The sequence below is a fragment of the Uruburuella testudinis genome (assembly GCF_022870865.1).
Lineage (GTDB): Bacteria > Pseudomonadota > Gammaproteobacteria > Burkholderiales > Neisseriaceae > Neisseria > Neisseria testudinis.
Genome location: NZ_CP091508.1, coordinates 1,155,317 through 1,180,029, shown reverse-complemented (window position 1 = coordinate 1,180,029; position 24,713 = coordinate 1,155,317). Strand labels below are relative to the sequence as shown.

The following is a 24,713-nucleotide window of genomic DNA, read 5'->3' as shown; positions in this document are numbered from 1 at the left end:
CCGCCCTGCCGCGCCTTCAAGCCGCGCACAACGCCGCAGTTTGCCGCAAAAGCACCACACAACACTCTGACCGACAAATACAGAAAGCAAATCATGGCATTAACAATGGACGACCGCGACGGTAAAATCTGGGTCAACGGCGAATTAACCGAATGGCGCGAAGCCAAAACCCACGTGCTCAGCCACACCCTGCACTACGGCATGGGCGTATTCGAAGGTGTGCGCGCTTACGAAACCGCCGAAGGCCCGGCAATTTTCCGCCTGCAAGAGCATACCGACCGCCTGTTTAACTCCGCCAAAATCACCGGCATGACGCTGCCTTTCAGCAAAGAAGCCGTCAATCAGGCGCACATCGACGTGGTGAAAGCCAACAATCTGCATTCGTGCTACTTCCGCCCGATGGCTTTTTACGGCTCAGCCAAACTCGGCATCGCCCCCAAAGCAGACGATGTGCAATTGATTGTGGCCGCCTGGCCTTGGGGCGCCTACTTGGGCGAAGAGGGTATCAAACGCGGCATCCGCTGCAAAATCAGCTCGTTTACCCGCCACCACCCCAACATCACCATGATTAAAGCCAAAGCCAACGGCAACTACATGAATTCCATCATGGCCAACAGCGAAGCCCACCAAGGCGGCTACGATGAAGCCATTTTGCTGGATGCACAAGGCTACGTGGCCGAAGGCTCGGGCGAAAACATTTTTGCGGTCAAAGACGGCGCACTCTACACCCCCGCGCTCGACGTCGCCCTCGACGGCATTACCCGCCGCACCGTGATTGCGATTGCCAAAGAAATGGGGCTGGAAGTGTTTGAAAAACGCATCACCCGCGATGAGCTGTATATTGCCGACGAAGTATTTTTCACCGGCACCGCCGCCGAAGTTACCCCCATCCGCGAAATCGACAACCGCGAAATCGGCATCGGCGAACGCGGGCCGATAACCGCCGAAATCCAACAACGCTTTTTCGATATCGTGCAAGGCAAAAACCCGCAATACCGCCATTGGCTCACTTACGTAAAATAAGCCTATTGATTAGCCCCATCAGGCCGTCTGATATCCCTCCGCTTTCAGACGGCCTCTTGCAACACATCAACACAAGGATAAAACCATGAGCGAACTGAACCAAGAAACCATCGTGATTACGCCCCATGATCTGCCGCTGCACTGCTCAGGCCCGCAAAACCAAGCCTGGAACGGCCATCCGCGCGTATTTCTGCCGATACAGTCCAACAGCAGCATCGAATGCCCCTATTGCGGCGCGGTTTACAAACTCGAAGGCGAAGCCGGCCACCACTGAGCCCGAGGGATCCGCATGAAACCCATCGCCCTACTGCTGATTTTCGCCTGCACCGCCTGCGGTTCGCAAAAAGCCGTGCGCCCCGAAGCGCCCGCCCCCATCGTGGCCGCTACCCAAACCTACACCATCGACTACCGCGCCGCCAAAGGCAACAGCCGCATCAGAGCCGTGTATATCAACAGCAACAGCCCGCTGACTGTCGAGCTGCACCAAGGCAGCACGGTAGAAACCCTCACTCAGGCCAGCGCATGGGCGCAAGGTGCCGAATACAGCAACGCCACCACCCGCTGGCATGTGCAGGACAACGCCGCCACGCTCACCCGCAAGGGCAAGCAAACGCAATATCTGGAAACCGATTAAACACGCGTGTTTCTTTGCTTTACGTATCAGGCCGTCTGAAAACACTTTCAGACGGCCTGATACATAATACGCAGAATGAGCGCAAACCCATTATTGGCAATCATTCAAACAAAAGCTTGAGGCTTTTGCAAAATAAATTTTAGTTTGGAAACAACCCGAAAGCTAATCATTCCTGCACAAACCGGAATCTATCCACAACAATTCAACCCATTGATTGCAAATCAACTTATATAAAAGGACATTCCGGCTTGAGCAGGAATAACGAATCAAGCAGCTTAAATGATTATGTGTAAGGCCGAGACTTTTGCAAAATCCCTATCTTTGGCACATTTCTTCGTTATTCGCCGCTCGAAATCTTACCTATCCCCATGATATATATGCGCTTTCTGCACTATTCTAATTTCGAACTATACTCAAATCTAGGGTTTTGCAAAGGTTTCCGGCCGTCTGAAAACAAAAAAACGGGCAAACCGATTGATTCGGCCTGCCCGTTTTTACACATCCGCTCAACGCAAACTGTGTAAAAAATGCAGATGTTTGTGATATTGGCTGATGATGTCGTTAATCACCCCCTCACGGCTCCAGCCCATAATATCGTAATCCTGACCACCTTCGCCCAAATGCACTTCGGCGCGGTAATATTTTTGTGCTTCGTCCGCTTCCTGCGTGCTGGTATTGCTTTGCGCAAATTCAGGCTGAATGTGGCCGGTGGCCACCACCTGATAAGTGAAGTCGATTTCCTCACCCTGATGCACGCTCAGCACCACTTGACCGCTTTCAGGAGCGCTCACTTCGGCATTCAAACCGCTGTTGCGCAATTCTTCGGCCACTTCCTCACAGGCTTTTTTCACCGTGCGGTCAACAAAACGCTGCACCACTTCACGGTTGGGAAAATCCATAATCACCTGCAAACGCTCGCGCCAAGCACCGCTGCCTTGCGCCGGCAGCGGCGTGGTCAGCCCCAGCTGCAACACTTCCTGCTTTTGCGCATCGATATTCAAGGCCTTAAACAAACCGTAAATGGCAACCATCAACACCGTAACAAACGGTAGCGCGCTGGCGATTGCCATCGTTTGCAATGCGCCCAAACCACCGGCCAGCAGCAGCGCAATCGCTGCCGCACCCGCACCGGCCGCCCAAAAAATGCGGTAGCCGACACCGGTGCTGCCCTCGCCATAAGCGCAGAGCATGTCCATCACCAGCGCGCCCGAATCGGCGGAAGTCACAAAAAACACCACAATCATCAGCAGCGCCACATAAGTGAAAACGGTGGCAAACGGCAGCTGCTCCAAAAAGGCAAACAAGGCCAGCGACACATCTTGCGACACCACTTCGCCCAACGATACAATGCCTTGGTTCAAAATCATCTCAATCGCCGAATTGCCGAAAAACGTCATCCACATAAACGTGAAGCCCGCCGGCACCAGCAACACGCCGGTGATAAATTCGCGAATGGTGCGCCCGCGCGACACACGGGCGATAAACAGGCCGACAAACGGCGCCCAGCTCACCCACCAACCCCAATAAAGAATCGTCCAACCACCGAACCAATCGGTTTTTTCGTAGGCAAACAGATTAAACGTCATATTCACAATGCTAGACAAATAATAGCCCACGTTTTGCACAAAAGCCTGCAACAAAAACACCGTCGAGCCGGCCAGCAGCACAAACAGCAGCAACACCACCGCCAAACCGATATTCAATTCTGACAGCATTTTCACACCGCGATCCAACCCGCTCACCACCGAAATGGTGGCCAGCGCCGTAATCGCGATAATCAGCACCACCTGGCTGAGCGTGCCCACCGGCACCGCCGGAAACAAATGGTTGATACCCGCATTCACCTGCAAAGCACCGTAGCCCAGCGAAGTGGCCAAGCCAAACAGCGTGCCCACCACCGCAAACACATCCACCGCATGGCCGATGGGGCCGTAAATTTTATCGCCGATTAAAGGATAAAGCGCCGAACGCAGCGTGAGCGGCAGATTGTGCCGGTAAGAGAAAAAAGCCAGAATCAGAGCAACAATCGCATACACCGCCCAAGCATGCAGCCCCCAGTGGAAAAACGTCAGCCGCATAGCTTCGCGCGCCGCGCCCACTGTGCCGCCGTCACCGTGCGGCGGGGTCAGAAAATGCATCACCGGCTCGGCCACACCGAAAAACATCAAACCGATGCCCATGCCGGCAGAAAACAGCATCGCAAACCAAGAAATATTTTTATAATCCGGCCGCGAATGATCGGGCCCCAATTTGATATTGCCATAGCGCGACACGCCCAAAAACACGCACGTCAGCAAAATAATGCCCACCGTGAGCACATAATACCAACTGGCGTTTTCCACAATCGCCGCCTGTACCGATTTAAATGTGCTATCCGCCAATTCCGGCAAAATAACGGCAAACAGCATAATCGCCACAATAATGATGGCCGCGCTGTAAAACACCGGCGGGTTGATATTACTTTTCGCCCGCGCCGATTCTTGCGCAAATGAATTTTGTTCAGACATAAGCCTCTTTCTTTTCTGGTTCGCAAACAGCCGCAGGCGGCCCCGACACCCGTAAAGGCTTTTTTACCTTAACAAAAAAATAATTTCAACAAAACCTTTTATCAAAAAATCCATTTAATTTATCGAAAATTTAAATTAATATTTTAATATTCCACTTTAATTGGAATATAATTTCACGAGCAACCTCGTTCCGTGATTTGATATTTACCACAGATCATCTGCCGCCACAGGCCGTCTGAATGCGCCCATCAATATCTGCCCAACCATATCAATCAGGCCGTCTGAAAAAATTTCAGACGGCCTGATACCCATTCACAAAAATAAACTAACTGCATTAACTCGACTCGCCGCCTTGTTCGCTGACTTTTGCAAATCGACATAATTGATTCAGACGGCCTGTAGGGCATCTTGGCGATTTGCGTTAAAATACCCACTCAAATCAAAATATCTGCCTAACCATGCCGAAAAAAATCCTCATTATCTCCCCCAGCTGGATTGGCGACTGCGTGATGACCCAGCCGCTCTACCGCCGCCTGCACGCGCTGCATCCGGGCTGCACCATCGACATATTCGCCCCCAAATGGTCGATGGCCGTATTTGAGCGCATGCCCGAAGTGAATAACATCATCGAAAACCCGTTCGGCCACGGCGCGCTGGATTTGAAAAAGCGCTGGCAAACCGGCCGCATGCTCGGCAAACGCGGCTACGACCAAGTGATTGTGTTGCCCGGCTCGCTCAAATCCGCCCTGATTGCCGCCGCCACCGGCATCAAACAGCGCACCGGCTATGTCGGCGAATCGCGCTACCTTTTGCTCAACGACATCCGCAAGCTCGACAAAACCGCGCTGCCCTTGATGGTTGACCGCTACACCGCGCTGGCCCACCCCACCCAAGCCGATTTCAACGGCCATTCCGACAATCCGCGCTTTCAAATCGACCCGCACAGCCAAGCCGCCGCACTTGCCCGGCACGGCTTAAACACCGGCAAACCCGTGCTCGCCTTCTGCCCCGGCGCCGAATACGGCCCCGCCAAGCGCTGGCCGGCACGCCACTTCGCCGAACTCGCCCGCCGCTATGCCGCGCAAGGCTGGCAGATATGGCTGTTCGGCTCACAAAAAGATTTCGACATTGCCGAAGAAATCAACACCCTTTCAGACGGCCTCTGCACCAATTTATGCGGCAAAACCAGCCTTTCCGAAGCCATCGATTTATTGGCCTGCGCCGACACCGTAGTTTGCAACGACAGCGGCCTGATGCACCTGGCCGCCGCACTCGGCCGCAAGCTGGTGGCGGTATACGGCTCCTCCAGCCCCGACCACACCCCGCCGCTGAGCCGCCGCGCCAAAATCGTCAGCCTGCATCTAAACTGCTCGCCCTGCTTCAAGCGCGAATGCCCGCTCGGCCATACCGATTGTTTGAACAAATTGATGCCGGAGCAAGTGGCCGCCGCCGCACAAAGCATTCCGACTCACAACCATTAACGGCATCAAAAATACCGAGGCCGTCTGAAACGCATTCAGACGGCCTTTCTATGACATTATCAAACTGATATGCTGCACTTGCACACCCTCTTTATTTGCTCCTTGTGATACATGTATTGGAGTTTGATACATGTATTGGAGTGTTACGATACCGTGCGCACTGACTATCGCCGCCCGCCTGCCTGTAGTCAATGTATTGAAAGCCCGCCATCACCCCGCAGAAACCCGCTGCGCTCGTTTTAGCTTCGCAGAAACCCGCTGCGCCCGTTTTAGCTTCGCAGAAACCCGCTGCGCCCGTTTTAGCTTCGCAGAAACTCACTACGCTCGTTTTAACTCCGCAGAAACTCGCTGCGCTCGTTTTAACTCCGCAGAAACTCGCTGCGCTCGTTTTCAGACGGCCTGTAATGTTGGATAATGGTTTGTCTGCCATCACCCTATTGCCGATTATGCTCTATCTGCACCAATCCGACCGCTTGGAAAATCTTGCCCGTGTCTTCGCCGGGCTGCAACAGCTGATGCCGCTTGAAAACCCCTTGGCACCTGAAGAAATCGTGGTGCAGAGCCAAGGCATGCGCCGTTATTTAAACACTTATCTGGCGCGTGAATTGGGCGTGGCGGCCAATCTCAAATTCAGCCTGCCGGCCGGGCTGACTTGGCGGCTGATGCGCGAGTGCCTGCCCGGCATTCCCGAGCTGAGCCCGTTTGCGCCCGAAGTGATGCGCTGGCGGCTGCTGGGTCTGTTTCAAAGCGAAGCCTTTCAGACGGCCTCTGAATACCGCACCGCCCATACCGCCCTGCAAAGCTATCTGAACAGCAGCGAATCGGCGGCTTATCAGCTTTCGGGGCAACTGGCCGATATTTTCGACCAATACCTGGTTTACCGGCCGCAATGGATTACGGCCTGGCAGCAAGGGCAGCTCATCGGCTTGGGGGATGATGAAATCTGGCAAGCCGCATTGTGGCGCTTTCTCGACGACGGCAGCGGCCACGCCCTGCACCGTGTCGCCATGTGGCAGCAGCTGCTTGACGCACTCAGCGCCGACAAGCTGCCCGAGCGTTTGTTTGTGTTCGGCATCGCCACCCTGGCGCCGATGTATCTGCAATTGCTGCAAGCCGTTGCCGAGCATTGCGACGTGCACATTTTTGCGCTCAATCCCAGCAGCGAATATTGGGGCAACGTAATTGAAGCGGCGCAGATTTTAAACAGCAGCGACGATATCGACCTCAGCCAGAGCGGCCACCCGCTGCTGGCTTCGTTGGGCAAACAAGGGCGCGATTTTTTCGATGCGTTGGCCGAAGCGCCGATTACCGAAGAACACAGCTATTTCAGCGAGCCGCTTCAGACGGCCTCATTATTGAAACGGCTGCAACACGACATTCAAACCCTTTCCCTGCCCGATGCCGCACAAAGTGCCCTGCTGCACGACGGCTCCATCCGCATTCATGCCGCCCACAGCCCCCTGCGCGAATTGCAGATATTGAAAGACCAACTGCTCGCCATATTGGCCGAACACCCCGATTGGCAGCCGCACGATATCGCCGTCCTCACCCCCAATATCGAGCCTTACAGCCCCTATATCGAAGCCGTGTTCGGGCAGGCTCAAGGCGGCGCACAGGCTTTGCCGTATTCTGTTTCCGACGTCAAACTCAGCCGCCGCCAGCCGCTTTTATACGCGCTCGAACAAACACTGGAGCTGTTGGAAAGCCGTTTTGAAGTCGACCGGCTGCTGCCCCTGCTCGACAGCGATTTGGTGCTGGCACGCTTTGAACTGAGCCGCGAAGACCTGCCGCTTTTGCACGACACCATAGCCGCACTCAACATACATTGGGGGCTCGACGGCGACATGCGCCGCCGCCACGGCGCCGCCAATACCTTGTTTACCTGGCAGCAAGGGCTGGAACGGCTGGTGCTGGGCTGGCTGCTGCCCGAAAGCAGCAACCCCGTGTGGCAAAACCTCAGCGCCTGGCACAGCGACCCCAACCAAATCGCCGTATTCAGCCGTTTCAGCGCCCTCATCCGCACCTTGGCCGAGCTTTACCACAGTTGGCAGCAGCCCGCCGATATCAGCGCCTGGTGCGAGCGTGTGCGCAAACTGCTGGCCGCCCTCTTCCTGCCCGGCACCGACGACCAACACGCACTGCAACAAATCGAGCAAGCCCTCGCCCGATGGCAGGCAGAAGCCGAGTTGGCCGCATTCGCAGGCAACCTGCCGCAACACACCGCCATCCGGCATCTGCAACATTTTCTCAGCAGCCAGAGCCAGGCCGGCTTTTTACGCGGCGGCATCACCTTTTGCAGCATGGTGCCGATGCGCAGCCTGCCGTTTAAAGTCATTTGCCTGCTGGGGCTGAACGACGGCAATTTTCCGCGCAACACCAAAGCCGCCGCCTTCGACCTTATCGCCCGCCACCCGCAAAAAGGCGACCGCGCCCGCCGCGACGACGACCGCTACCTATTTCTCGAAGCCATCATCAGCGCCCGCGAAATCCTGTATTTATCTTATGTAGGGCGCAGCATCAGCAACGACGACGAGCTGGCGCCCTCCGCCCTGCTGAGCGAGCTTATCGACACCCTCGCCGCCATGAGCGGGCAACGCAGCAGCATACTGGCCGCCGATTTGGTGCAACAACACCCGTTGCAAGCCTTTTCACACCGCTATTTTGCACCCTCTGCCCGTTCAGACGGCCTCATCAGCAGCCGCAGCGATTATGCAGCAGCACTCAACCGGCCCGCAGCAGCCGGCAGCACTTTTTTCCACGCACCGCTCACCGAAGCCGCCGCCACCGCAGCAATCCGGCAAGAAGACTTTATCCGCTTTTGGCGCAACCCTGTGCGCAGCTGGCTGCAACACACCCTGAGCTGGCGCGAGCCCTACACCGATGAAGCCTGGGATGCCGCCGAACCGTTTGCCCCATTGCACAACGGCCGTATCACCGAAGCCTACACCCGCGCCCGCCGTCTGAATCACGACTTCACCCGCACCGCGCAACGCCTGAATGCCGAAAGCCTGTTGCCCGAAGGCGAACTCGGCCGCCTGTGGCAGCAGCAGTTTCAAACCGCTGCAAAATCACTCGACAGCCAACTGCTGCACAGCCCCGCACAGCCGCCCTATGCCTACACCCTCACCCTTGGCGGCCACACCCTGCACGGCAGCCTGAGCCAACGCCACCGGCACGGCCTGATTTATTTTCTCAACGAAAAACCTTCCGCACCCGAAGAGCTCGCCTATCAGTTGCAACACCTGATTTTCTGCGCCGTCAGGCCGCCTGAAACCGATGCTTACCACAGCCACCTGCTGCTGCCCGGCCACACCGAAACCCTGCCCGCCATCCCGCAGGCATCCGCACGGGCGCAACTGCAACAATGGCTGGCCTACTTCCACCTCGGCCAAACCCGCCCGCTGCCCTTTTTCGCCAGAACCTCATCAGCCACCGCCAAAGCATTGCTCGACAACCCAGCCGACAAACGCGAAAACGCACAACAAAAAGCACGCAACGAATACCGCGGCAACAAAAAAAGCACCGGCCAGCGCGACTATACCGAAGTCAAACTGGTATTCGGCCGCGACGAACACGAACCGATCGACACCCCGCTGTTTTGGAACCTCGTGGAAGATTTACTGCTGCCTCTGCTGCATTCGCTGCACACAGACAACACCGGCCAACCACAAACCGACCATGCGCCAACGCACAATAAAGTTTGAAACAACTCGGCAAAATGAAGCAAACCTGCGGTTTGCCGCCCTCTCCCCAACCCACTGGGGAGGGAGCCAGATTGCTGAAGCGGTGAGATTGGCGGAAAAACAAACGCCGACCAAAATGCGCAACAGCAAAAACACACAACGGCAAAAAACGCGCAACGGCAAACACAACAGCAACCGAATTCCCTCTCCCGTGGGAGAGGATTAGGGAGAGGGCACAAGCCGCAAGGCTTGAATAACGGTCAGGCCGTCTGAAAATGATGATGACGGAATACGCGATGAAGCAAACCTGCGGTTTGCCGCCCTCTCCCCAACCCTCCCCCACAGGGGAGGGAGCCAGGTTGCTGAAACGGTAAGAGTGGTGATAAAACAAACGCCGACCAAAATGCGCAACGGCAAACACAACAGCAACCGAATTCCCTCTCCCGTGGGAGAGGGTTAGGGAGAGGGCACAAGCCGCAAGGCTTGCATGATGGTTAGGCCATCTGAAAATGATGACGGAAGGCGCGATGAAACAAACCTGCGGTTTGCCGCCCTCTCCCCAACCCTCCCCCACAGGGGAGGGGGTCAAGCGGCTGAAGCGGTAAGATTGGCGATAAATCAAACGCCGCCCCAAACACCACAACAGCAAAAACACACAACGGCAAAAAACGCGTAACGGCAAACACAACAGCAACCGAATTCCCTCTCCCGTGGGAGAGGGTTAGGGAGAGGGCACAAGCCGCAAGGCTTGAATAACGGTCAGGCCGTCTGAAAATGATGATGACGGAATACGCGATGAAGCAAACCTGCGGTTTGCCGCCCTCTCCCCAGCCCTCCCCCACAGGGGGAGGGAGCCAAGCGGCTGAAGCGGTAAGATTGGCGGGAAAACAAACGCCGACCCAAACACCGCAACGGCAAAAACACACAACGGCAAAAACGCACAACCGAAAACACAACAGCAACCGAATTCCCTCTCCCGTGGGAGAGGGTTAGGGAGAGGGCACAAGCCGCAAGGCTTGAATAACGGTCAGGCCGTCTGAAGCGGATCATGATGGGCAAAAACAGCGGCTGCCGCTTTTAAACCGCACTTAAGCTTTCAGACGGCCTTAAGCGGTATCAATACCGCGCGCCTACCACTTCAATCTCTGCCATCGCTTGTTCGATGGCCGATAAATCGGCGGGGGTCAGTACAATATCCGCAGCACCCAGATTTTCGTCCAAGCGCTTCAGGTTGCGGCTGCCGGGAATCGGCACAATCCAAGGTTTTTGTGCCAACAACCAAGCCAACGCGATTTGTGCAGGTGTCGCACCGCCCTTTTCCTGCCCGATGCGCAGCAACAAATCCACTACCGCCTGATTAGCGCGAATCGCCTCATCGGTAAAACGCGGATTGTTAGCCCGAATATCGTTGGCGGCAAATTTTTGACCGACCGTGATGGTGCCGGTGAGAAAGCCGCGCCCGAGCGGGCTGTAAGGCACCAATCCGATGCCCAGCTCTTCACAAGTTGCCAGCACATCGTTTTGCTCGATTTCACGCCAAAACAGCGAATATTCGCTTTGCAGGGCGGTAACGGGTTGCACGGCATGGGCGCGGCGGATTTGTTCGGCGTTCGATTCCGACAGTCCGAAATGCTTCACCTTGCCCTCGGCAATCAACTCTTTCACCGCTGAGGCCACCTCTTCCACCGGCACATTCGGATCGGGGCGGTGTTGGTAAAACAGATCAATCGCCTCAACCTGCAAGCGTTTGAGCGAGGCTTCCGCCACTTGGCGGATGCGCTCGGGGCGGCTGTTCAGCCCGGCGGCGATGGTCGGCTTGCCGTCTTTATCGGGATTGAAACCGAATTTGGTGGCGATAACCACTTGGTTTTTAAACGGCGCCAGCGCTTCGCCCACCAATTCTTCATTGTCAAACGGGCCGTATAATTCGGCGGTGTCGAAAAAGCTGACTCCGCGTGCAACGGCTTGGCGGATAAATGCAATCATCTGCGCTTTGTCGCCGACCGGCGCATCGCCGAACGTCATGCGCATGCAGCCCAAGCCCAGCGCCGATACGCTCAAGCCTTGTGCGCCGCCCAATTGTCTGTGTTTCATGATTTGCTCCTGTGGGTTGCGATAAAAATATGTCGACATTCAGCATAACCCGATCCGCTGTTGAGATAAACCGCACTTTGCCGAATAAGCCGTTTAGCGTGGTTAAACAATCGGGTGCGGGCATGAAAAGGCCGTCTGAAAAACCCAAAGTGCGGTTTCAGACGGCCTCGGTTCAGCACAATATAACTTGCCCTCGGATTTTGCTATAGTGTTCCCAAAACCCAAACAGGACGGTGATATGCTGAACAAACCGGAAGCATTGCGCATTTTCTGCACGGCGGCGGAAACGCTGCAATTCAACGAAGCGGCGGTGCGCTTAGGCGTGGCGGCGCCGATGGTGTCGCGCACCATTCGCCGGCTGGAAAGAGAGCTGGGCGAAATTCTGTTTCAGCGCAACACCCGCCAAATCAAGCTCACCCGTTACGGCGAATATTTTTACCCGTTGGCACGGCAATGGCTCTCAGACGGCGAGGCCTTGTTCCAAGCGGCGCAAACCCCGTTGCAGGGCGAAATGCGCGGCGTGGTGCGGGTGGCGCTGCCGCGCTTTATCCAAAACGAAGCGCTGCTTCAGGCGGTGTTAAGCCGTTTGGACGACTACCCCGACATCGTGCTCGACTGGCGGGTGAGCGAGGCGCATGTGAATATTGTCGATGCACAGATTGATGTCGGCATCCGCATCAGCAGCATGCCCGACAACCGCTTGGTGGTGCGCCCGATTATGCCGATGGGGGCGCAAGTGGTGGCGGCGCCGTCGCTGCTGGCGCAATGGGGCGAGCCGAAAGATTTACACGATTTGCAGCAAAATTTTCCGCTCAGCGGCCTGATCAACCCGCACACCGGACGAATGTGGCAATGGCAGTTTGCCGACGGCGCCGCATTTCTGCCGAAAAATCCGCGCTTTATCACCGCCAATGCCGAAGCGGAAGTGGCGGCGGCGCTCGGCGGACGGGTGTTTGCCCACTTAGCCGACCATCTGGCGATGCCGTATATCAAGCGCGGTGAGCTGGTGCCGGTGTTGAACCGCTATAAAGCAGAGCCGTGGCAGCTGTATGTTTACCGCCCCTCCGCCACCTTACTGCCGGCACGGGTGAAACTGGTGTTCGATATCTTGGCAGACATTCTACGCAAAGAATTTTTATAGCCATATCAACACCATCAGGCCGTCTGAAAAGCCAAAGTGCGGTTTCAGACGGCCTGATTATTGCATTTTCGTTCATTCTGAAATCACATTTCAATACATTGTTTCCCGTGCTTGTTTTGCCGATAATAGTCAAAATCAATGCAACACGGAGCAGCAACATGAAGCAGGATATTTTACAACCGGGGCGGGCGGCGGTGATTACCGGTGCGGCCAACGGCATCGGCGCGGCGCTGGCGCACAAATTGGCCGGATTCGGCATGCGCTTGTGCCTGTTCGACCGTGATGCGGCGGCGTTAAACACACTGGCGGCAACGCTAAACACCGAAACCGAGGCGGTGGTCGGCGATGTGGCGTCGAGTGATGATCTCACCCGTTTGCGCGACACCGCTTTCGGGCGCTTTGGCGAAACCGCACTTTTAATCAACAATGCCGGCATTCTCGCCGGCGCCGGGCCGTGGGGCGAAATGGCGGCGTGGCGGCGGCAGCTGGAGGTAAACCTGTTTGCCATCGTGCAGGCGCAGGCGCTGTTTGTGCCGCCGATGCTGGCGCAATCCGGGCGCAGTGCAGTGGTAAACCTCGGTTCGAAAGAAGGCATCACCACACCGCCGGGCAATGCCGCCTACTCGGTCGCCAAGGCCGGGGTGAAAGTGCTGACCGAGCAGCTGGCACACGAATTGCGCCAAACCGCCGGCGACAAAATCAGCGCCCATCTGCTGGTGCCGGGCTATACCTGGACGCCGATGAACTTCCCCGATCAGGATTTGCGCCGGCCGGCCGACAAACCCGATGAGCCGTGGACGGCGGCGCAGGTGGCCGATTATTTTGCCGACCGTTTTACGCAAGGCGATTTTTACCTGATCTGCCCCGACAATGCCGTCAGCGCCGAACTCGATGCCAAACGCATTCAATGGGCGGCAGACGACATGATTCACAACCGACCGGCGCTGTCACGCTGGCACCCCGATTGGCAGGCGCGTTTTGCCGAATGGGTTCAATCATAAGGCTTCCCGCCGCGAAAGGAACGTGATTTGATGAAAAAATGGCAACGCTACAGCCTCTACACCTTGACCGCACTGGCCGTTGCCGTGGCGGCGGCGGGCTGTCAGCTATCCCGCAATATCGGCGCGCTGCCCGATGAAACCCGTTTCGCATCGCTCGATTATTACCGTGACGGCCGCTTTCACAACCTGTATGACGAATTGGTGTTTTACCCCGAAAAAGCGGCCGGCAAAGGCGGCTGGCGGCGCTACAGCGGTTATGCCCCCGCCGCGCCGCTGCCGATGGCGGCATTAGACGGCAGCAGCTTTGCCCAAGCCGAACCTTTTGCCTATTACTGGCTCGGCCACAGCAGCGCCATTCTTGAATTGGACGGCAAACGGCTGATTATCGACCCCGTGCTTGACAATGCCGCACCGCTCAACCTGCCGTTTGTGGTGCCGCGCTTCCAAGCGGCGCCGATCGCGCGCAACGCCTTGCCCGCCGCCGATATCGTGCTGATCACCCACGACCATTACGACCACCTCGAAGCCGCCACCATCCGCCGTTTGGCAAAACCGACAGCGGGTGCGATACCGCACTTTGTTGCCCCGCTCGGTGTGGGCGCACGCTTGCAATCGTGGGGCGTGCCGTCTGAAAACATCACCGAGCTGGGCTGGGGCGACAGCGCCACCGTTGCTGGGCTGACTTTCCATGCCGAAACCGCACTGCACTATTCCGCCCGCTGGCGCAACGACCGCAATAAAACCCTGTGGGCTTCGTTTGTGATCGAAGGCGCAGGCAAACGGCTGTTTTGGAGCGGCGATTCCGGCTACGGACGGCATTTCGCCGAAATCGGTAAAAAATACGCCGGCTTCGACCTCGCCTTTATCGAAATCGACGCCGCCAACCCCGGCTGGCCGAACACCCATATGTTCCCCGAACAAGCCGTGCAAGCCGCCCTCGATCTCGGCGCCGCGCGCATGCTGCCGATTCACTGGGGCGTATTCAGCCTCGGCCGCAACCCGTGGAACGAATCGATCAAGCGCACAAACGCCGCCGCCCAACGTGCCGGCCTGCCGTTAGACGTGCCGAAAATGGGCGAAAAATACCAGCCGCACCGCTTCCAAAACGACCATTGGTGGCAAAACCCGGCCTTGTTGCAAAGCGGTCAGTAACCTAATCATTAAAATAAGGAGATTCACATGAGCAAACCTTTAGCCCTGATTACCGGCGGCTCCGCCGGCATCGGCCTCGAAATCGCCCGCCTGCTGGCAGCCGACGGCCATGATTTAATCATCACCGGCGCCGGCGAACGCGTATTTGCCGCCGCCGACAGCCTGAAAAGCCACGGCGGCGAAGTCATCGCCGTGCAGTCCGACTTGGCGACCGAAGCCGGCAATCAAGCCGTGCTCGATGCCGTCCGCCACAGCGGGCGCACGGTGCGGGTGTTGGTGCTCAACGCCGGTATCGCCGTCGGCGGCGCCTTTATCGACAACCCATTGGAAAAACATTTGCAGCTGATGGCGCTCAACATGGCCTCGCCGGTGCGGCTGGCACATGCGCTGATTCCGCCGATGATCGCCGCAGGCGGCGGCAAAATTCTGCTGGTCAGCTCACTTTCCGCCAGCACGCCCACCCCGTATGAAAGCGTATACGGCCCGTCGAAAGCCTTTTTAAGCGCCTTCGGCAACAGCATTCGTGAAGAGTTGAAAGACAGCGGCATCAGCGTAACCAACCTCCACCCCGGCGCCACCGCCACCGAATTCCACGCCCGCGCCGGCATGCAAACCACCGCTTTCGGCGACAACAGCTGGAAAAACGACCCCGCCCAAGTCGCCCGCCAAGGCTACCAAGCCATGCAGCGCGGCGACACCAACGTCGTCGGCGGCGACAGCACCACCCAACAAGCCTGGCACGACAACAAAACCCGCAGCGAGGAAGAAAAAGCCCGTATTCACGCCGAACGTGCAAAACCCGGCTCCCCCCTAAGCCGCGGCGTATAGCCGCTTGCCGTCTGAACCGCACTTTGGATAATAAAAGTGCGGTTCAGACGGCCTTTGCCTTATGCAACAGATAAAATCATTTCCACATCAATGCATTGGATAACGTGCCGCCAATTAACACACATTCGCGGGGAAACGGTATGGATTAGGGTGTTTGATTGAAAAAACCAAAGTGCGGTTTCAGACGGCCTGATATTCTTTCAGCCGCTTCAATCACAACCGGCATGGCGCTTTTCCACCCTTCGCCCCACCGCATTGCTTGTTCCTCAATGCCATTTCCGCGCCGTCTGAAAAATAAATTTCATAAAATCAGATTGCGAGAAATTTAATTTTTCTCTATCCTATTCGGTATGAAACAAACAGCGCGGCTTTTTTAAACCGCCATTTATCTTTTTTTGCGCCATCGAGGCCGTCTGAATGTACCAACAATTAAAATTGGATAACCAGCTCTGCTTTCCGCTGTATGCGCTGTCGAAAGAAATCACCCGCCGCTACACGCCGTTTTTAGAGGCGATCGATTTAACCTATCCGCAATATCTGGTGATGATAGTGCTGTGGGAACACGACGGGCAGAGTGTCAGCCAAATCGGCGGCAAACTGCATCTCGACAGCGGCACGCTCACCCCGCTGCTCAAGCGTTTGCAGCAAAAAGGGCTGCTTGAGCGCCGGCGCGCCGAATACGATGAACGCGTGGTGCAAATCGCACTGACCGCACAAGGCCGCGCGCTGGAATCGCAAGCCGCCGCCGTGCCCGAGCAAATGGCACAATGCGTGCCCATCAGCCCGGAAGAAGCCGCCCTGCTGCGCAGCATCAGCAAGCGCCTGCTGGCGTACGACCCCAACCAAGCATCATCGTAAAAAGCGTGCATTCTGAATTGTCAGGACACCCTAAGGCTTTAGTGCCGTAAAATCAGGCCGTCTGAAACCCGCACGTTGACACCCCAAGTGCGGTTTCAGACGGCGTTTGTCAATCAAAAAAACATAAAAATGAGGCACAAGTGGTTTTGCGCCTCATTGGTGGGTGACAAGATGATTTGTTAATCACTTTTCTCAAAATTTGATTGACAAACTTGTTTGCGATGCATAAATGAGCGACAATATCGATTGCCAATCAAAATGGCTACTTTTTGATTAACAAATTTCGCTCCACAGAGAAATAGGACGCCCATGCTGAAGTTAGATCACGCCGTACAATACCATTACGATCAGTTTCCTCCACAATCTTTGGATTATATCCAACTCATGCCCGGACTGTTACAGGCAACCGATGCACTCGCCCGTTATGATCAGATGCTGAAAAACTTGCACAACAGCGAAATTTTGTTGGCGCCATTACGCAACCAAGAAGCCGTGATTTCGTCACGAATGGAAGGCACCATCAGTACCATGGACGAAATCATGCAGTATGAGGCCGATTTTTCTGAAGGCGACGATTCTATGGAGGTACGTTCTGATATTGTTGAAACCATTCTTTACCAGCGAACCTTAAAAAATGCCCAAGCAGCCATAGAGGAGGGTTATCCCTTCAGTAAATCTGTGCTTAAAACCATGCACCAGCAGCTTTTATCCTACGGGCGTGGTGCGGCTAAAGCGCCCGGCACTTTTAAGCGCGAACAAAACTATCTGGCTGATCGAGGTAAGAAAGCTATCTTGTTTGTTCCCATCAGCCCCGAAAAATTAGAAGAGGGAATCGACAAACTTTTTCAGTATATTAACCACGACCCAGCCCCTACGCTGGTTAAAACTGCCATCTCTCATTTAGAATTCGAAGCTCTGCACCCATTTCAAGACGGCAACGGCCGTATCGGCAGAATGCTGATTACCCTAATGCTCTGGCAATCTAAAACCATCGGCGCGCCGCATTTTTATATCAGCGGCTACTTTGAAGAACACAAAGAGCGTTATATTGATTTAATGCGCGAGGTTTCACAAACGGGTAATTGGCATAGCTGGTGCATTTTTTTCTTAGAAGCGGTGCAGTGGCAAGCGGCACACAATCTGGCGATTGCCCAGAATATTCAGGCACTATATGAAGAGATGAAAACTGTCTTCACCGAAACACTATCTTCTAAGTATTCATTGGCTGTACTGGATTTTGTCTTCACCTATCCCGTCTTTCGCAACAACCGCTTGGCGGAATTAACCGGCATTCCGCCTGCTACCGCCAACCGCTTCACCAAATCCCTGCTTGAAAAGAAGATTTTGAGCATAAAAGAAGAAGCTGCGGGGCGAAAATCAGCTTTGTATTCTTTTGAGCAAATGATGGCGTTGGTCAGGGTATAGGACACCCTGGCGGGTAGCGATCATAACCGTAAAAATATGATTCATTTACTTAAGCCGGAACATGAAATGACTGACCTAATTGCTTCTAATGGTTAGGAAAAACAGCCTTTTTGTCTCTTACGCCAAAAAATAATATTTACTCTTAAATCACATTTAATTCATTACCTTCAGATAATAAAACGCCGCCCAAACCGCACGTTGACACCCCAAGTGCGGTTTTCAGACGGCCTGACTGATGAACTCGTTAACCTTACCGATCCAACCCTTTTTCTTTCAGCCATGCAGCCGCCAGCGCAACCAGTTGGCGGTTGTTTTTTTCGCCCATCAGGAAATGTGAGTTGCCGCTGATGCCGATGTCGGGCAGGTGGACGAGGGTGGCGTCGCCGCCGTGGCGGTTGATGGCGGCCACAAATTGTTTCGCCATTTCCAGCTCGGTGCCCCATTTGTCTTCGCCGACATGCTCGGAGCCGACCTTGATGTAGTCGCCGTAATACAGCACGATCGGCATGCGGGTGAGTTTCAGAAATTCTGCCATCGGCACGCCGAGGGCGGTGGCGCTGAGGGCGGCGAAGCGGGCTTGGGTAACGGCGGGCATTTCGCTGTCGGGGAAGATAAACGGGGTGCCGCCGGGTTCATAGGCGATGATGGCTTTAACGTTGTCGCTGCGCAAGGCGGTGCGCCAGCCGATGGTGCCGCCCATGGAGTGGGTAACCAGCACGGCGCCGCCGGTTTGTTCGACCAGTTGCGCCAGCACATCGGCGTTCAAATCATTGTCCAGCGGGCCGGAGCCGATGGTCCAGCTTTGTTGGAATGCCTGATAATGAGCTTCGCCGCTCGGAAATTGGGCGTTGGCCACAGCTTCGCCTTGGGCGTTGTAATGCCCGATGCGTGAAAGCAAGTAGAGGGTTTTGTCGCCGTACATCGGGTTGGCTGCCCACGGCGTGTCGGGCGTGACCGCTTGGGTCGACAGATTGGCTTCGCCGCTGCGGGGCTGGTCGAGCAGATACACGCTGTAGCCTTGTTTCAGAAACAAGGTGTTGAAGCCGTCGCGCCCGTCGACGGTAGATTCCCACGTGCGCTTCGATTGTGCGCCGCCGTGCTGGAAAATCAGCGGATAAGGCTTGGCGTTGACCGGCGTTTGGTAGCTGACGTAGGCGAAATCGCCATAAGCCCGCTGGCCTTGCGGTGAAATGAAATGATCGGGGCTGAACGTGCCGGGGTGGGTGACGTAGCGCCCGCCCACGGTGAAGCTGCCTTGTTTGGCGAGATGAATCGCTTGCGGATCAAGCTGTTGGCAGCCCGCCAACGCCAACGATAAGGCAGCAAGCAGCCAGGCGGATGTTTTGGCTTTCATGCGGTGTTCCTCTTGCGGCACCGGTGCTTAAGCGCCGATTTCGCGGCTGTCGCTGATCATAAAGTTGGCAATGCGTTTTGAAATCAGCCATTTGCCGTCTATTTTGCGGTAGCTGTCCTGATAGCGCACGCTGTGGCTGTGCAGCACCTGTTTGCCGTCTTGCTCGCCGACCAATTGCACCGCACAATAATTAATCGCATCGGCGCTGTCGCTGCTGTTAAACGTAACCGTGTGCTGGCCGTTCAAATGGTAAACACGCTCAAAACCCGCCAGAAAATCGGTAAACACTTTTTCAATCTCGCCCCGCCCGTGCATATCGGCAAACAATTCGCCGCCGATATAGGTGGTGACTTGCGCATCTTCGGTAAACAGCGGCATCTGCTCCGCCACCCGTTTTTCATCAGCCAAGTTAGAAAAAGTGTCTACCAAGTCTTTTAACGCTTGGCGGTCGATCAGTTGTTCTAAAGTCATTTTCTTTTCCTTTAATTGTGAAATCAATCGGTTGACGGCCCGTCACATGGCCGTCGATGGGATTTATCATAAGCAGAAACAGCCGGCTTGACTAGCGGGGCAATGCTCATAGAAATCATGAGGGAAATTCATGAATTGTCAGGACACCCTAGGATTCTCTCGTGAAGAACAGGCCGTCTGAAACCGCACTTGGGCTTTTCAGACGGCCTTTATTGATTCCTTTAATCAATCTGCCTATCAGCAAACGATTGGCTGTGTTTATCCTCATTCACAAACATAAGCGGGCAAGCGGCATATGGTTTTCAGCCTGCCCGCTTGTCGGCTTGTATCGCTAAAAAACCGCACTTTGGCTTTTCAGACGGCCTCAGCCTGCCGATGGCTGCGCCGCCTGCGCCCGATACCACGGCATTTGGGGGATTTGCTGCGCCAGAAAATCAATCCACACGGCGGTGCGGGCGGATAAGGTGCGGTGGCGGTAATACACGGCGTAGAGCGGTTGGGTAACGGTTTGCTGCTGCTCCGGCAACACCGGCACCAGCGTGCCGTTTTGGCGGTCTTGCCAGGTCATCAGCTCGGAAAGGCAGACGATGCCGTTGCCGGCGAGGGCAAGGTGGCGCAGGGTTTCGCCGCCGGAAGCCCGAATGGCGGGTTCGATCTCCAGCAGCCTGCCGTTGTGGTCGAGAAGCGGCCATTGGTTGAGCGAGGCGGGGCTGCGGAAGCCGAGCAATGCGTGGCGTGCCAAATCGGCGCTGGTTTGCGGCGTGCCGTGTTGCGCCAGATAGGCGGGCGCAGCCAGCACGCAGACGGCGGTGTGCCCGAGCAGGCGGGCGTGCATGGCGGAATCTTGCAGGCGGCCGATGCGCAGGGCGACATCGGTGCGCGCTTCGATTAAGTCAATCAGGTTGTCGTTGCTGTCGAGCTCGATGTCGATCTGCGGATATTGGCGGCGGAATTCGTGTAGCAGCGGCGCGAGCACGTGCAGCATCACCGGCACCGACGTGTTCACCCGCAACAGGCCGCCGGCTTCGGCGCGCCGCATCGCCAACCGCTCTTCGGTCAGGTGTACTTCGTCCAGTATCCGCCGCGCTTGTGCCAACAGCAGCCGCCCTTCATCGGTGAGCTGCATACGGCGGGTGCTGCGTTGCAACAGCGTCAGTTGCAGGTTGCCCTCCAGCCGTGCAAGCTGGCGGCTCACTGCCGACACAGGCAAATCAAGCCGTGCCGCTGCGCCGCTGAGCGAGCCGCTGTCGACAATCTGCACAAAGATATTCAAGGCGTCTAAATCCAGTTTCATGCTATTTTTGCGGTTTTTGTAAAAGTAATTTGCATATTACCGTGTTTTTTCGCAAAGATAAATGCGGCATGATGCCCTCTGTTGCATCTGAATCCATCAAAGAGGAAAAAATCATGCCGCTTGCTTTGTTTGCGTTAATGCTCGGTGCGTTTGCCATCGGCACCACCGAATTTGTGATTGTCGGGCTGCTGCCCACCATTGCCGCCGATTTGGGCGTTACCCTGCCTTCCGCTGGGCTGGCGGTGAGCCTGTATGCCTTGTCGGTTGCCGTCAGCGCGCCGCTGCTGACCGCCGCCACCGCCCGCTGGCCGCGCAAAAACGTGCTGCTGATGCTGATGGCCGTTTTTGTGGTCGGCAACCTGCTCGCTTGGCAGGCGACGGGCTTTGCCACTTTGCTGAGCGCCCGTGTGGTCACCGGGCTGGCACACGGGGTGTTTTTCTCGATCGGCGCCACCATTGCCACCCAATTGGTCGCCAAAGAAAAAGCCGCCCAAGCGATTGCGATGATGTTTACCGGGCTGACCGTGGCGCTGGTTACCGGCGTGCCGCTGGGCACATTTATCGGCCAACATTTGGGTTGGCAAACCACGTTTTTAATCGTGTCGGCACTGGGCGTGGCGGCGTTTGCCGGCAGCCTGCTGTTTATCCCGCGCCAATTGCGGCAAGGCGCCCCGCCCACCCGCAGGCAGCAGCTGGCGGTGCTGACTTCGCCGCGCCTGTGGCAGGTGTATGCGATGACCGTGATCGGCTACGGCGGCACTTTTGTGTTGTTTATCTTTCTGACGCCGATACTGCAACAGCTGGGCGGCTTCGGCAATAACGCCGTCAGCCTGATGCTGGTGGCTTACGGCACCGCCGTGGCAAGCGGCAACATTCTCGGCGCCAAGCTGGCCGACTGCAGCGGCGCACGCACGGCCTTGAAAATTTTGTTTGCCGCGCAGGTGTGGGTGTTGCTGTCGTTTATCCTCACCGCAACCCACCCCGCCGCCCTTGCCGTCAGCACCATCCTGCTCGGGCTGACCAGCTTCGCCACCGTGCCGCCGCTGCAACTGCTGGTGGTGCAGCAAGCGCAGCAAGACGCCCCGCAAGCGGTTGAAGTGGCCTCCGGTTTCAACATCGCCGCCTTCAATCTGGGCATCACCTTCGGCGCCGCCCTCGGCGGACAAATCGTAGCGCACAGCAGCCTGATCCACACCGCCTGGGCCGGCGCCCTGCTGCTGACCATCGCCGCACTGATGGCCGGCCACCGCCACAAAACCACCCCCACACCCACCCGCGCTTGAGCAGGCGGAAAGGCTCAATAGGCTTGACTAAGGAGAGACCGTCTGAACATGCACTGATACAAAGTGCAGTTTCAGACGGTCTTTCCACCTTGCAATCCCCCGTCGCATTTGATGCAAAATTTGTCGTGTTTTGCCATATTTTTGTCGCACTGCGGTTCACATTATTTTCAGACGGCCTGTAAACTGCGGACATTCACACAGGAGCAAACATGAAACTTCATCAAATGGTAAACGCCTTAACGGCAAGTTTGGCATTGGCAGCCGCTTCAACAGCGGCGGCACACGCGTTGCCTGAACACACCGCCCCTGCGCGGGTGCAGGAACAGCAGGTGGCCGGTTATTTCCGCCTGCCTTTAGACAAAGGCGTCACGGTTACAGCCTTATACGACGGGCCGGTTAACCTGCCGCACCAGTGGTTGCGCGGCATCAGCCTCAACGAAGCCAAAGATGTGTTTAACGCCCTATTTCTGCCCTTAACCGCAGAGGGTGTGCAAACTTCGGTGAATGCCTATCTGCTGAATCAAAACGGCCGATACACCTTAATCGATGCCGGTGCATCAAACTGCCTCGGCGACGGGCTGGGGCATATGCTCGACAACTTGAAAGCCTCCGGCGTGCAGCCTGAGCAAATCAGCAGCGTGCTGGTTACCCATCTGCACCCCGATCATGCTTGCGGCGTCACCACGGACGAGGGCACGATAGCGTTTCCGAATGCCGTGTTGTATGCGCCGGAAGATGATGCCGATTATTGGCTCGGCGGCAAAGTGGCGCAAAGCCGCTCGGAGCACGACCAAGCCTTTTTTAAAGCGGCGGTTGCCGCGGTGGCACCTTATCGGGCGGCGGGCAGATTCCGCACCTTCAAGCGGGGCGAAAACCCAATTCACGGCATTGAAACGGTAGACGAAGCCGGCCATTCGCCGGGCATGACCGGCTATTTGCTCGGCAGCGGCAGTCAGCGTTTGCTGGTGTGGGGCGATATCATCCACAGCCATTCTATTCAATTGAAAAACCCTGATATTTCGGTAGAAGTCGACAGCGACCAACCCAAAGCCATCGCCACCCGCAAACGGATTTTGAATCTGGTCGAACAGCAGCGTTTATGGGTAGGCGCGGCGCACCTGCCTTTCCCCGGTATCGGCCATATTGTGAAAGACGGCAAAGGCTATCGCTGGCTGCCGGCAGAATTTCTACCGCTTAAATAACGGCTCATTCGTTTTACGGGTGCTAAACAGCACCTTTTTCATTGAGGATTGCAACCCATGTCACACACCATGCCGCATGCCGTTTCCCGCAGTGCGATGATGCGCTATATTTTTGCAGGTTTGTCGGCCAGTTTGATTGCTATCGGGCTGGCGCGTTTTGCCTACACGCCGCTCTTGCCGGAGCTGATTAACCAGCATTGGTTTTCTTCGGCCGATGCGGCTTATCTGGGGGCGGCCAATCTGGCCGGTTATCTGATCGGGGCGTTGCTCGGGCGGCCGCTGGCGGCGCGTTTTTCCAACAACCACACTTTGCGGCTGATGATGTTGGCGGTCACTTTGTCGTTTTTCGCCTGTGCGTTTCCGTTGTCGGTGGGGTGGTATTTTGTGTGGCGGTTGGTGTCGGGCATTTCCGGCGGGGCGATTATGGTGTTGGTGGCGGCCACGGTGTTGCCGCATGTGCCCGCCGGCAGCCGCAATTTGGCCAGTGGGGCGATTTTTCTCGGTATCGGGTTGGGCATTTTTGCCTCGGCCACGCTGGTGCCGCTGTTGATTGATTTGGGGCTGCGCGCCACTTGGTACGGCTTGGGCGTGGTGTCGGCGCTGCTGACCTTGTTGAGCTGGTGGAATCTGCCCAAACCTGCGCCGCTGTTGCACGTGGTGCCGGCACATTCCGATGCGGCTGCAAACGGCAACGCCGCACCGCACTTGCCATCCCCGAAACCGCTGTGGATTCTGTATGCGCAATATTCGCTGATTGCGGTCAGCATTGTGGCGCCGGCGGTGTTTCTGGTGGATTTTATCGCACGCGGTATGGCGCTGGGCACGCACACCGGCGCGCTGTTTTGGGGCGTGTACGGTATCGGCTCGATGATCGGGCCGGTGCTGTACGGCTATTTTGCCGACCGTTTCGGCGCCAAGCCGACCCTGCGCATGGTGCTGCTGGCTCAGATGCTGGCCTTGTTTGCACTGGCTTACAGCGATCATTATCTGCTGCTGATCGGGCTGACCGTTATCATCGGCACGTTTCCGCCGGGCATTGTGCCGCTGATGTTGGCGCGGATTAACGAAACCGTGCCCGAGCCGCACAAACAGCATCTGGGCTGGAGCCGGGCAACGGTGTTTTTCGCCGCCTTTCAAGCCGCTGCCGGTTATTTGCTGTCGATGGTGTTCAACCTCACCCACGGCGGCCACCGCACGCTGTTTGCCATCGGCGCGGCGGCGCTGGTGCTGGCGCTGTTGTTGGAAGTGCTGAACCGCCGGCGTGGAAAATTTTAGCGTGACT

General features: G+C 56.3%; 20 protein-coding genes. 14 read left to right on the top strand and 6 right to left on the bottom strand.

Annotation, left to right across the window (positions count from 1 at the left end; all coding sequences use genetic code 11):
• Positions 1 to 93: 93 nt before the first annotated feature.
• The 3 genes from LVJ83_RS05490 to LVJ83_RS05480 all read left to right on the top strand — a co-directional run bounded on the left by LVJ83_RS05490 (position 94) and on the right by LVJ83_RS05480 (position 1,657).
• Positions 94 to 1,023, top strand: coding sequence for a branched-chain amino acid transaminase (locus tag LVJ83_RS05490; RefSeq protein WP_244787079.1), 930 nt, complete (start codon positions 94 to 96; stop codon positions 1,021 to 1,023).
• Between the two features lie 85 nt (positions 1,024 to 1,108).
• Positions 1,109 to 1,297, top strand: a complete 189-nt coding sequence (locus LVJ83_RS05485; RefSeq protein ID WP_244787077.1) for a zinc-finger domain-containing protein — start codon at positions 1,109 to 1,111, stop codon at positions 1,295 to 1,297.
• Between the two features lie 15 nt (positions 1,298 to 1,312).
• A complete protein-coding gene (locus tag LVJ83_RS05480; RefSeq protein WP_244787075.1) occupies positions 1,313 to 1,657 on the top strand; it encodes an MliC family protein in 345 nt (114 codons plus the stop codon).
• Positions 1,658 to 2,163: 506 nt separating this feature from the next.
• Here the strand turns inward: LVJ83_RS05480 and LVJ83_RS05475 are convergent.
• Positions 2,164 to 4,164, bottom strand: a complete 2,001-nt coding sequence (locus LVJ83_RS05475; protein ID WP_244787073.1) for a BCCT family transporter — start codon at positions 4,162 to 4,164, stop codon at positions 2,164 to 2,166.
• A 458-nt stretch (positions 4,165 to 4,622) separates the two neighbouring features.
• Between LVJ83_RS05475 and waaF the strand changes: the two genes are divergently transcribed.
• Positions 4,623 to 5,645 (top strand): lipopolysaccharide heptosyltransferase II, encoded by a 1,023-nt coding sequence (gene waaF / locus LVJ83_RS05470; protein WP_244787071.1) that lies wholly within the window; start codon positions 4,623 to 4,625, stop codon positions 5,643 to 5,645.
• A gap of 446 nt (positions 5,646 to 6,091) precedes the next feature.
• The gene (gene recC, locus LVJ83_RS05465; protein WP_244787658.1) at positions 6,092 to 9,349 is read left to right on the top strand and encodes an exodeoxyribonuclease V subunit gamma; all 3,258 of its coding nucleotides are present in this window, start codon (positions 6,092 to 6,094) and stop codon (positions 9,347 to 9,349) included.
• 738 nt (positions 9,350 to 10,087) lie between these two features.
• On the opposite strand, the gene LVJ83_RS05460 is transcribed toward recC, so the two are convergent.
• Positions 10,088 to 10,387, bottom strand: coding sequence for a hypothetical protein (locus LVJ83_RS05460; protein WP_244787069.1), 300 nt, complete (start codon positions 10,385 to 10,387; stop codon positions 10,088 to 10,090).
• Between the two features lie 57 nt (positions 10,388 to 10,444).
• The gene (locus tag LVJ83_RS05455; RefSeq protein WP_244787067.1) at positions 10,445 to 11,422 is read right to left on the bottom strand and encodes an aldo/keto reductase; all 978 of its coding nucleotides are present in this window, start codon (positions 11,420 to 11,422) and stop codon (positions 10,445 to 10,447) included.
• Positions 11,423 to 11,660: 238 nt separating this feature from the next.
• Here LVJ83_RS05455 and LVJ83_RS05450 point away from each other — a divergent pair, with 238 nt between their 5' ends.
• The 6 genes from LVJ83_RS05450 to LVJ83_RS05425 all read left to right on the top strand — a co-directional run bounded on the left by LVJ83_RS05450 (position 11,661) and on the right by LVJ83_RS05425 (position 17,827).
• Entirely contained in the window at positions 11,661 to 12,563 is a 903-nt protein-coding gene (locus LVJ83_RS05450; protein ID WP_244787066.1) for a LysR family transcriptional regulator, read from the top strand.
• Positions 12,564 to 12,721: 158 nt separating this feature from the next.
• A complete protein-coding gene (locus LVJ83_RS05445) occupies positions 12,722 to 13,564 on the top strand; it encodes an SDR family NAD(P)-dependent oxidoreductase (RefSeq protein WP_034616062.1) in 843 nt (280 codons plus the stop codon).
• 30 nt (positions 13,565 to 13,594) lie between these two features.
• Complete coding sequence (locus LVJ83_RS05440) at positions 13,595 to 14,716, top strand: MBL fold metallo-hydrolase (protein ID WP_244787064.1); 1,122 nt, start codon at positions 13,595 to 13,597, stop codon at positions 14,714 to 14,716.
• Between the two features lie 27 nt (positions 14,717 to 14,743).
• On the top strand, positions 14,744 to 15,544 hold the full coding sequence (locus tag LVJ83_RS05435; RefSeq protein WP_244787062.1) for an SDR family NAD(P)-dependent oxidoreductase: 801 nt from the start codon (positions 14,744 to 14,746) through the stop codon (positions 15,542 to 15,544).
• A 417-nt stretch (positions 15,545 to 15,961) separates the two neighbouring features.
• Positions 15,962 to 16,402 (top strand): MarR family winged helix-turn-helix transcriptional regulator, encoded by a 441-nt coding sequence (locus LVJ83_RS05430; protein ID WP_280515226.1) that lies wholly within the window; start codon positions 15,962 to 15,964, stop codon positions 16,400 to 16,402.
• Positions 16,403 to 16,711: 309 nt separating this feature from the next.
• Positions 16,712 to 17,827, top strand: coding sequence for a Fic family protein (locus LVJ83_RS05425; RefSeq protein WP_244787060.1), 1,116 nt, complete (start codon positions 16,712 to 16,714; stop codon positions 17,825 to 17,827).
• Between the two features lie 250 nt (positions 17,828 to 18,077).
• On the opposite strand, the gene LVJ83_RS05420 is transcribed toward LVJ83_RS05425, so the two are convergent.
• The 3 genes from LVJ83_RS05420 to LVJ83_RS05410 all read right to left on the bottom strand — a co-directional run bounded on the left by LVJ83_RS05420 (position 18,078) and on the right by LVJ83_RS05410 (position 20,946).
• Positions 18,078 to 19,181, bottom strand: coding sequence for an alpha/beta hydrolase (locus tag LVJ83_RS05420; protein ID WP_244787058.1), 1,104 nt, complete (start codon positions 19,179 to 19,181; stop codon positions 18,078 to 18,080).
• A 27-nt stretch (positions 19,182 to 19,208) separates the two neighbouring features.
• Positions 19,209 to 19,652: a nuclear transport factor 2 family protein gene (locus LVJ83_RS05415; protein WP_244787056.1), complete on the bottom strand. Its 444-nt coding sequence runs from the start codon at positions 19,650 to 19,652 to the stop codon at positions 19,209 to 19,211.
• A 364-nt stretch (positions 19,653 to 20,016) separates the two neighbouring features.
• Entirely contained in the window at positions 20,017 to 20,946 is a 930-nt protein-coding gene (locus tag LVJ83_RS05410) for a LysR family transcriptional regulator (RefSeq protein ID WP_244787054.1), read from the bottom strand.
• A 113-nt stretch (positions 20,947 to 21,059) separates the two neighbouring features.
• Between LVJ83_RS05410 and LVJ83_RS05405 the strand changes: the two genes are divergently transcribed.
• From LVJ83_RS05405 to LVJ83_RS05395, 3 genes are all read left to right on the top strand, one after another.
• Entirely contained in the window at positions 21,060 to 22,229 is a 1,170-nt protein-coding gene (locus LVJ83_RS05405) for an MFS transporter (protein WP_244787052.1), read from the top strand.
• A gap of 209 nt (positions 22,230 to 22,438) precedes the next feature.
• Positions 22,439 to 23,431 carry an MBL fold metallo-hydrolase gene (locus tag LVJ83_RS05400; protein ID WP_244787050.1) on the top strand — a complete coding sequence of 331 codons (993 nt, stop codon included), beginning with the start codon at positions 22,439 to 22,441 and terminating at the stop codon, positions 23,429 to 23,431.
• A 57-nt stretch (positions 23,432 to 23,488) separates the two neighbouring features.
• Positions 23,489 to 24,706 (top strand): YbfB/YjiJ family MFS transporter, encoded by a 1,218-nt coding sequence (locus LVJ83_RS05395; protein WP_244787047.1) that lies wholly within the window; start codon positions 23,489 to 23,491, stop codon positions 24,704 to 24,706.
• Positions 24,707 to 24,713 lie beyond the last annotated feature (7 nt).

What these genes read in the sequence shown, in the direction of transcription:
- LVJ83_RS05445 (WP_034616062.1), top strand. Translation starts at nt 12,722, where the DNA reads ATGAAGCAGGATATTTTACAACCGGGGCGGGCGGCGGTGATTACCGGT.
- LVJ83_RS05420 (WP_244787058.1), bottom strand. Translation starts at nt 19,181, where the DNA reads ATGAAAGCCAAAACATCCGCCTGGCTGCTTGCTGCCTTATCGTTGGCG.
- LVJ83_RS05415 (WP_244787056.1), bottom strand. Translation starts at nt 19,652, where the DNA reads ATGACTTTAGAACAACTGATCGACCGCCAAGCGTTAAAAGACTTGGTA.
- LVJ83_RS05435 (WP_244787062.1), top strand. Translation starts at nt 14,744, where the DNA reads ATGAGCAAACCTTTAGCCCTGATTACCGGCGGCTCCGCCGGCATCGGC.
- LVJ83_RS05485 (WP_244787077.1), top strand. Translation starts at nt 1,109, where the DNA reads ATGAGCGAACTGAACCAAGAAACCATCGTGATTACGCCCCATGATCTG.
- LVJ83_RS05440 (WP_244787064.1), top strand. Translation starts at nt 13,595, where the DNA reads ATGAAAAAATGGCAACGCTACAGCCTCTACACCTTGACCGCACTGGCC.
- LVJ83_RS05480 (WP_244787075.1), top strand. Translation starts at nt 1,313, where the DNA reads ATGAAACCCATCGCCCTACTGCTGATTTTCGCCTGCACCGCCTGCGGT.
- LVJ83_RS05425 (WP_244787060.1), top strand. Translation starts at nt 16,712, where the DNA reads ATGCTGAAGTTAGATCACGCCGTACAATACCATTACGATCAGTTTCCT.
- LVJ83_RS05405 (WP_244787052.1), top strand. Translation starts at nt 21,060, where the DNA reads ATGCCGCTTGCTTTGTTTGCGTTAATGCTCGGTGCGTTTGCCATCGGC.
- LVJ83_RS05455 (WP_244787067.1), bottom strand. Translation starts at nt 11,422, where the DNA reads ATGAAACACAGACAATTGGGCGGCGCACAAGGCTTGAGCGTATCGGCG.
- LVJ83_RS05430 (WP_280515226.1), top strand. Translation starts at nt 15,962, where the DNA reads ATGTACCAACAATTAAAATTGGATAACCAGCTCTGCTTTCCGCTGTAT.
- LVJ83_RS05410 (WP_244787054.1), bottom strand. Translation starts at nt 20,946, where the DNA reads ATGAAACTGGATTTAGACGCCTTGAATATCTTTGTGCAGATTGTCGAC.
- recC (WP_244787658.1), top strand. Translation starts at nt 6,092, where the DNA reads ATGCTCTATCTGCACCAATCCGACCGCTTGGAAAATCTTGCCCGTGTC.
- LVJ83_RS05490 (WP_244787079.1), top strand. Translation starts at nt 94, where the DNA reads ATGGCATTAACAATGGACGACCGCGACGGTAAAATCTGGGTCAACGGC.
- LVJ83_RS05395 (WP_244787047.1), top strand. Translation starts at nt 23,489, where the DNA reads ATGTCACACACCATGCCGCATGCCGTTTCCCGCAGTGCGATGATGCGC.
- waaF (WP_244787071.1), top strand. Translation starts at nt 4,623, where the DNA reads ATGCCGAAAAAAATCCTCATTATCTCCCCCAGCTGGATTGGCGACTGC.
- LVJ83_RS05450 (WP_244787066.1), top strand. Translation starts at nt 11,661, where the DNA reads ATGCTGAACAAACCGGAAGCATTGCGCATTTTCTGCACGGCGGCGGAA.
- LVJ83_RS05475 (WP_244787073.1), bottom strand. Translation starts at nt 4,164, where the DNA reads ATGTCTGAACAAAATTCATTTGCGCAAGAATCGGCGCGGGCGAAAAGT.
- LVJ83_RS05400 (WP_244787050.1), top strand. Translation starts at nt 22,439, where the DNA reads ATGAAACTTCATCAAATGGTAAACGCCTTAACGGCAAGTTTGGCATTG.